This is a genomic window from Haladaptatus sp. (assembly GCF_049589095.1).
GTDB lineage: Archaea > Halobacteriota > Halobacteria > Halobacteriales > Haladaptataceae > Haladaptatus.
In genome coordinates, this window is record NZ_JBAWAC010000062.1 from 1 (window position 1) to 7,033 (window position 7,033).

Genomic DNA, 7,033 nt, shown 5'->3' on the forward strand with positions numbered 1-7,033 from the left:
ACGGTGGTGATTCCACGCGAAAGCTGGGAGGAACTAGACGGGAATCCGGAAATACGCTACGTCGAGGAAAACGCGCAATCCGGGGCGTGACGCTGTCACTTCGGTGATGGTCAAACGGTCAGTGAAGATGAAACTGTGGTTTATTTTCACAATAGGGCAGGAAATTATATTAATACATGGTCTATTGTTACAGTTGCATGGTAAGGAAAGCCAAAGGCGTATCACGGCGTAAAATTCTCAAACTAACTGGCGGTTCGCTCGCGGCGGCGGGTGCGACCGGATTCGCGGCGGCAAAGCCGACGGACACGGTGGAGGTGAACGTCGGGTTCAAGAGCGCACGCGGACGGGCGATGACCCGAAGCAGTGCGGACGACGTGGTGCGGGAGTTCGACTCCATCGAGGCGATGACGATTCGCGTCCCGAAACGGGCGGCGACCGCGCTCGAAAAGAACCCTCACATCCGCTACGTCGAGGAGAACGGCACGATGCACGCACTCGGCCAAACGCTTCCGTGGGGCGTGGACCGCGTGGACGCTGACGTCGCACACGACAACGGTGACACGGGTTCCGGTGCCGACATCGCCATCATCGACACGGGAATCGACTCGGATCATCCCGACCTGCAAGCCAACATCGGCTCTGGAAAGGCGTTCGTCAAGTGTCGTGGCGGCAAGAGTACGTGCCGAAACGATTGGGACGACGACAACGAACACGGTACACACTGTTCCGGCATCGCGGACGCCATCGACAACAGTCAGGGTGTCGTCGGCGTCTCGACGCAGGCGACGCTCCACGCCGTCAAAGTACTCAACAACCAGGGTAGCGGGTCGTACTCGGACATCGCGGCGGGTATCGAGTACGTCGCGGATCAAGGGTGGGACGTCGGGAGCATGAGCCTCGGCGGTTCGTCCGGTTCCTCCACGCTCCGTGATGCGTGCCAGTACGCGGTGGACAACGGCGTCTTCCTCGTCGCCGCGGCGGGCAACAGCGGTCCGTGTACCGACTGCGTCGGCTACCCCGCAGCCTACCCAGAAGTCATGGCAGTCGGTTCGACCAACTCCTCGGACGGTCTCTCGTACTTCTCCAGCACCGGATCGGAAGTCGAGATCGCCGCACCCGGCAGCAGCATCTACTCGACCGTCCCCGGCGGCTACGACACCCTCTCGGGAACGTCGATGGCGACCCCGCACGTTGCGGGGACCGCCGGTCAGTTGATGGCCAACGGGGCGTCGAACACACAGGCGCGGGACACGATCAAGCAAACCGCGGAGGACATCGGCCTGTCGAGCAACGAGAGTGGCGCAGGGCTCCTCGACACGGCGACCGCACTCGGTCTCGACTCCAGCGACAACTAACCGGTCAGTTCGGTAGCCGACCACCGTCCCCCGATTTATACGAAATTTATTATCCGATAGAAAGTTAATATCTCTCTAATTTTACTTATACTAAGTAAAATAGTTAATTTTTTAAATCTATGTTTCATTCTACCATATAGTATGGTAAGGAAAGCCAATAGCGTATCACGACGTAATATTCTCAAACTGACCGGTGGCTCCATCGCAGCGGCCGGTGCGACTGGCTTGGCATCGGCCGAGCCGACGGACAAGGTGGAAGTGAACGTCGGGTTCAAGAGCGCACGCGGACGGGCGATGACCCGAAGCAGTGCGGACGAAGTCGTCCGGGAGTTCAACTCCATCGAGGCGATGACGATTCGTGTGCCGAAACGGGCGGCGACCGCGCTCGAAAAGAACCCCCACATCCGCTACGTCGAGGAGAACGGCACGATGGAAGCCCTCGCTCAGACGACGCCGTGGGGCGTGGACCGCGTGGATGCCGACGTCGCGCACGACAACGGTGACACGGGTTCCGGTGCCGACATCGCCATCGTCGACACGGGAATCGACGACGACCACCCGGACCTGCAGGCGAACATCGGCTCGGGCAAGTCGTTCGTCACCTGTGGCAGCGGCGGATACACGGGTAGCTGTATCCTCTACGGGAACAGCAACTCCTGTAACGACTCGTGGTCCGACGACAACAACCACGGGACGCACTGTGCCGGTATCGCGAACGCCGTGGACAACAGCCAGGGCGTCGTCGGCGTCTCGACGCAGGCGACGCTCCACGCCGTCAAAGTGCTCGACTGTTCCGGAAGCGGGTCGTTCTCCGACATCGCGGCCGGTGTCGAGTACGTCGCGGATCAGGGGTGGGACGTCGCCAGCATGAGTCTCGGTGGCTCCTCCAGTTCGCAGACGCTCAAGGACGCGATCGAGTATGCGTACGACAACGGCGTCGTTCTCGTGGCGGCGGCAGGCAACGACGGCCAGTGTACCGACTGTGTCGAGTACCCCGGTGCCTACTCCGAGACGATCACCGTCGCGTCCTCGAACGACAGCGACGAACAGTCCTCGTTCTCCAGCCAAGGTCCGGAAGTCAACATCATCGCCCCCGGCACCGACATCTACTCGACCGTCCCCGGCGGCTACGACACCTACTCCGGAACGTCGATGGCGACCCCGCACGTCGCCGGTGCGGTCGGACAGCTCATCGCACAGGGCTACTCGGCGCGCGACGCGGAAGACCAGATCCTGAGCACGACCGAAGACCTCGGCCTGTCCAGCAACGAGCAGGGCTACGGCCTCCTCGACGTGTACTCGGCGGTCTAATCCCGACGATCGCATCATCACCAACACGCCGTCCTCAGCATTAATACGGCCGCATCATCGCTAACACGGCCGCGTCATCAGCTGACGGCTGTATCTCCATCAATATTACCGGCGGCATTTTTCATCAGGGGTTCCGAATCATCGAGTCCGAAGAGAGAAAGAGGGGGAGAGTTGGAGCGAAGGGGACAACCTTTTCGAACTAGCGAAACGAACTGGAAATAATGACGCTCGAAAGCGAAGTAACGGCGACGCCGACGGACGGAACCGTCGAATTCGAACTGCGGGTGAAAAACACCGACACCGACCCCACGAACGTGACGTTCCGGAGCGGCCTCAAGACCGATTTCGCCGTCCTCGACGACGGCGCAGAGATCTGGCGCGCGAGCGACGGGCAGATGTACACGCAGGCGCTCCAGAACGTGGCGTTCGACCCGGACGTCGAGAAGACCTACTCCGGCGGGTGGCCCGACGCGAAACCGGGCCAGTACACCGTCGTCGCGACGCTCGAAATCATGGAGGAGGACGTGGAAGCACGGACCGATTTCAGGGTCTAACCGACTTTCCACTCAGTTCCTCAGTTCGTCGTACAACTGTTCTGCCGCGCGTCGAACCGCCTCGTCGCTGCTCTGGGAGGGCTTCCAGCCGAGCGCCGACAGTTTCTCGATGGAGAGGCGCATCTTGGGTACGTCGCCCGTCCATCCGCGGTCGCCGCCGGTGTACTCGTACTCGGGGTCGAGTCCCATCACGTCGGCCACGATGTCCGCGATGGTGTTCACCGAGGTGGTCGTCCGCGTCCCGAGGTTGTACGTGTTCATCGCCTCGTCGGCGTTCTCGACGACGTAGCGGATGGCCTCGGTACACTCGGTGACGTGCATGTAGGACTTCTCCTGTAGGCCGTTGCCGAGGATGGTCAGCACGTCCGGGTTGTCGTCCAGTTTCTCCACGAAGTCCGGGACGACGCCAGCGCCGAACCGCGGGCCGACGATGTTGGCGAAACGGAAGTTCCAGACGGTGAAGTCGTACGAGTGGGCGAACGTCGAGAGGAGGGCCTCCTCGGAGAGTTTCGCGGACCCGTAGATGCTGATGGGTTCGAGCGGCGCGTAATCCTCCGGCGTCGGCCTCGGTGCCTCGCCGTAGACGGTCGAGGAGGAGGTGAAGACGAAGTTACTCACCCCGACCTCGTCCATCCGTTCGAGGATGTTGTACGTCATCTCGCCGTTCTCCTCGAACTGCGGGCGCGGGTCGTCCGTGTTGACGTACTTGTCCGCCGCCGCGAAGTGGAAGACGGCATCGAAGTCGCCGTCGATGACTTCGGCAGTCGCCGACTCGTCCGTCAGATCCGCCCGCACGAACTCGGCGTCGTCGGGAATCGACGACTCGATCCCGTTGGAGAGGTCGTCCGCGACGACTACGTCGTTGTCCGCAACGAGGTCATCGACCATCTGAGAACCAACCAGACCGGCACCGCCGGTTACGAGGATCCGCTTTCCTGTAAGCTGCATGCTCGCTTGTGTGATTGTTTCCGGCAAGTGTGTTCCGGTCCATCGTCCGACCCCCCGAAACGAGGTTTTGGATTGGAAACGACGTCGTGCAATATTATCTAATTTTTCACTGAACGCCAATAATGCTTATATATGGATGTCGAAATGGTTTTCGGTATGACTGCTGAGACATACGGATTGATCAGCTTACTCCCGGCGCTGATTGCCATCGTGTTGACCCTCACCACGCGACAAGCGCTCCTCTCCTTGTTCGCCGGAATTTGGCTCGGTGCGACGATTCTCGTCGGATGGAATCCCATCGCCGGTGCCGCCCGAGGGTTGCAGTTCGTGGTGGCGAACGTCACCTCGACGTTCAACGTCAAACTACTGTTGTTTACGTTCCTCATCGGCGCGATGCTGGGGATGATATTCCTTTCAGGTGGTATGAGTTCGGTGGCGGACGCCATCGTCAAGCGGGTGGGTTCGAGTCGGCAAGCCCGGTTGGGGACGTCCATCCTGGGGATGCTCATCTTCTTCGACTCGTACGCCAGCACGATGATTTCCGGGTCCGTGATGCGACCTGTCACGGACCGTTTCGACGTGAGCCGGGAGAAACTGGCGTACATCCTCGATTCGACCACCGCGCCGACCGCGAGCATCGCGGTGGTCTCGACGTGGCTCGGTTACGAGGTCGGCCTCATCAAACAACAGTTCGACGCGCTGGGAATCGATAAGGAACCGTTCATTGTGTTCGTCCAGTCCATCCCGTTCCGTTTCTACAGCCTCTTCGCCATCGTGTTGGTGTTCATCATCGTCCTCACCGATTGGGACTTCGGCCCGATGCAGGCCGCCGAACGCCGCGCTCGGGAGAAAGGGAAAGTCCTCGGCGACGACGCCAATCCGTTGATGGAGACACAGGCGAGCGACATCGAGACGCCCGACCACGTCGATCCACGCTGGTGGTATTTTGTCTCCCCCATCCTCGTCCTCGTCTTCGTTACCGTGTTCAGCCTCTGGTTCACCGGGGGAGGAATGGACGGCGGTTCGTTCAGCAACGCGCTCGAAGACGCCGACACGGCGAGTGCAATCCTCTGGGCGGCGTTCGCGGGGTGCGGGACGATCCTCGCCATCCTCGTCGGTCACGCCCGCATCGAACTCGACGCGGTGAGCGACTCCATCTTCGAGGGGTTCAAGATGGTGATGTTCCCGGTCGCCATCCTCTCGCTGGCGTGGAGCATCGGCTCGGTCAGTCAGAAACTGGGCGTCGGCGACTACGTCGTCAGTATCTCGCAGGGTATCATCACGCCCGAACTGCTCCCGGCCGTCATCTTCCTGAGCGCCGCGATCATCAGCTTCTGTATCGGCACCTCGTGGGGGACGATGGCCATCCTGTTCCCGGTCGCCGTTCCCTTGGCACACTCGCTCGGGTCACCGCTCGTGATGGCCATCGGTGCCATCCTCACGGGGTCGCTCTTCGGTGACCACTGCTCGCCCATCAGCGACACGACCGTCATGTCGAGCATGTTCGCCGCCAGCGACCACGTGGACCACGTCAACACGCAGATTCCGTACGCGATACTCGCGGCGGCCATCGCGACTGGAGCGTTCCTCATCAGCGGCTACACCGGAATTCCGGTGAGCGCCACACTCCTCCTCGGCGTCGCGCTGTTGATCGGTGTGACCTACTTCCTCTCCGAGTACGTCGGCGTCACCGACGAAATCGGCGTCGCACAGGCTTTCGAGTGAAATTCGAAACCCCCTAACCGAACCGGTTCCTTTTTCGGCGCATGCACGACGAACCGTCGGTCACGGTCGTTCGCCTCGGCCACCGGCCCGGACGCGACGAGCGAATGACCACCCACGTCGGACTCACGGCCCGCGCGCTCGGGGCGGACGAGGTCGTCCTCCCAGACAACGCGGGACAGTCACGGGACACCATCCGCGACATCACCGACCGCTTCGGCGGTCCCTTCGATGTCGAGTGCTCGGGTAGCCAGAAGGCGCTCATCCGGAATTGGGAGGGGAAGGTCGTCCACCTCACGATGTACGGTGAGCGCGTGCAGGACGTGGAGGGTGAGATTCGGGACGCCCATACGGGAAACGAGGAACCGCTCCTCGTCGTCGTCGGTGCCGAAAAGGTCTCGTTCGACGTATACGAAGCCGCCGACTGGAACGTCGGCGTGACGAACCAACCGCACTCGGAAGTCGCCGGACTGGCCGTCTTCCTCGACCGACTGTTCGACGGCCGCGAACTCGACCGCAAGTGGGAGGACGCTCAACAGCGCGTGATTCCGAAAGCGACCGGCAAGCAGGTCGAACCGGTCGACGAATAGTTCGGCTGGATTGCGATTCTGGGATCGTTGGTTCCGCCGACAACCTCGTTTGATGAGACTGATGCTCGGCGTCAATTCTGGCAGTGATCGTACGTCTCGTAGTCGAGACAGAGATCCAACAGTCGATCGAGCATCGATGAAGGTGTTCGCAAACGGACCATGTTCTCCTCTTCGTCGTGTTCGATGACTCCCATGGCGACTAGTTTGGGAAGGTGAACGTGTTGGAGGCTTACCATCGTGCGCCGGTGTGCCTCGGGTGTCATGTCCAGTTCCTCCGATTCGGCGACGATGATGTCGGTCAGAGCGTCGAGGGACGCACGTCCGTCGAACGTTTCGAGGAGGTGGTAGAGAACGAGACGACGGCGATAGTGCGACAACACATCGAACGAGCGACTCAATGAGGATCCAAGGTCCATCGTGCGGAAACCTACCGCTTGCCGATGGGTGTGCCCGTGGGTTGACGACTCAAATCTTTATATCGGGTCCTCCGTGACGGAGTTCCCGACCAGTGTGGCGGTTCCTTTGCGCAGGCGGACCGACAACGCTTGTGCGC

Annotated in this window: 7 protein-coding genes; 5 read left to right on the top strand and 2 right to left on the bottom strand. The window is 61.0% G+C overall.

All coding sequences use genetic code 11. The annotated features are described in order from the left end of the window. The first annotated feature begins 197 nt into the window (after nucleotides 1-197). The 3 genes from WBV42_RS02140 (at nucleotide 198) to WBV42_RS02150 (ending at nucleotide 3,220) form a co-directional block, all read left to right on the top strand. On the top strand, nucleotides 198-1,355 hold the full coding sequence (locus WBV42_RS02140; protein ID WP_423984568.1) for a S8 family peptidase: 1,158 nt from the start codon (nucleotides 198-200) through the stop codon (nucleotides 1,353-1,355). A 141-nt stretch (nucleotides 1,356-1,496) separates the two neighbouring features. After that, complete coding sequence (locus WBV42_RS02145) at nucleotides 1,497-2,666, top strand: S8 family peptidase (protein WP_423984569.1); 1,170 nt, start codon at nucleotides 1,497-1,499, stop codon at nucleotides 2,664-2,666. Nucleotides 2,667-2,887: 221 nt separating this feature from the next. Further along, nucleotides 2,888-3,220, top strand: coding sequence for a BsuPI-related putative proteinase inhibitor (locus WBV42_RS02150; protein ID WP_423984570.1), 333 nt, complete (start codon nucleotides 2,888-2,890; stop codon nucleotides 3,218-3,220). 12 nt (nucleotides 3,221-3,232) lie between these two features. Here the strand turns inward: WBV42_RS02150 and WBV42_RS02155 are convergent, their stop codons facing one another. After that, a complete protein-coding gene (locus WBV42_RS02155) occupies nucleotides 3,233-4,168 on the bottom strand; it encodes an NAD-dependent epimerase/dehydratase family protein (protein ID WP_423984571.1) in 936 nt (311 codons plus the stop codon). 156 nt (nucleotides 4,169-4,324) lie between these two features. Between WBV42_RS02155 and WBV42_RS02160 the strand changes: the two genes are divergently transcribed. Further along, entirely contained in the window at nucleotides 4,325-5,893 is a 1,569-nt protein-coding gene (locus WBV42_RS02160) for a Na+/H+ antiporter NhaC family protein (protein WP_423984572.1), read from the top strand. Nucleotides 5,894-5,934: 41 nt separating this feature from the next. Beyond that, nucleotides 5,935-6,480, top strand: a complete 546-nt coding sequence (locus WBV42_RS02165) for a tRNA (cytidine(56)-2'-O)-methyltransferase (RefSeq protein WP_423984573.1) — start codon at nucleotides 5,935-5,937, stop codon at nucleotides 6,478-6,480. A 71-nt stretch (nucleotides 6,481-6,551) separates the two neighbouring features. Here the strand turns inward: WBV42_RS02165 and WBV42_RS02170 are convergent, their stop codons facing one another. Further along, nucleotides 6,552-6,896 carry a DUF7344 domain-containing protein gene (locus WBV42_RS02170; protein WP_423984574.1) on the bottom strand — a complete coding sequence of 115 codons (345 nt, stop codon included), beginning with the start codon at nucleotides 6,894-6,896 and terminating at the stop codon, nucleotides 6,552-6,554. Between the last annotated feature and the right edge of the window lie 137 nt (nucleotides 6,897-7,033).

Excerpts from the sequence above, each read along its gene's own strand:
- WBV42_RS02155 (WP_423984571.1), bottom strand. The coding sequence starts at position 4,168 with ATGCAGCTTACAGGAAAGCGGATCCTCGTAACCGGCGGTGCCGGTCTG.
- WBV42_RS02170 (WP_423984574.1), bottom strand. The coding sequence starts at position 6,896 with ATGGACCTTGGATCCTCATTGAGTCGCTCGTTCGATGTGTTGTCGCAC.
- WBV42_RS02160 (WP_423984572.1), top strand. The coding sequence starts at position 4,325 with ATGACTGCTGAGACATACGGATTGATCAGCTTACTCCCGGCGCTGATT.
- WBV42_RS02165 (WP_423984573.1), top strand. The coding sequence starts at position 5,935 with ATGCACGACGAACCGTCGGTCACGGTCGTTCGCCTCGGCCACCGGCCC.
- WBV42_RS02145 (WP_423984569.1), top strand. The coding sequence starts at position 1,497 with ATGGTAAGGAAAGCCAATAGCGTATCACGACGTAATATTCTCAAACTG.
- WBV42_RS02140 (WP_423984568.1), top strand. The coding sequence starts at position 198 with ATGGTAAGGAAAGCCAAAGGCGTATCACGGCGTAAAATTCTCAAACTA.
- WBV42_RS02150 (WP_423984570.1), top strand. The coding sequence starts at position 2,888 with ATGACGCTCGAAAGCGAAGTAACGGCGACGCCGACGGACGGAACCGTC.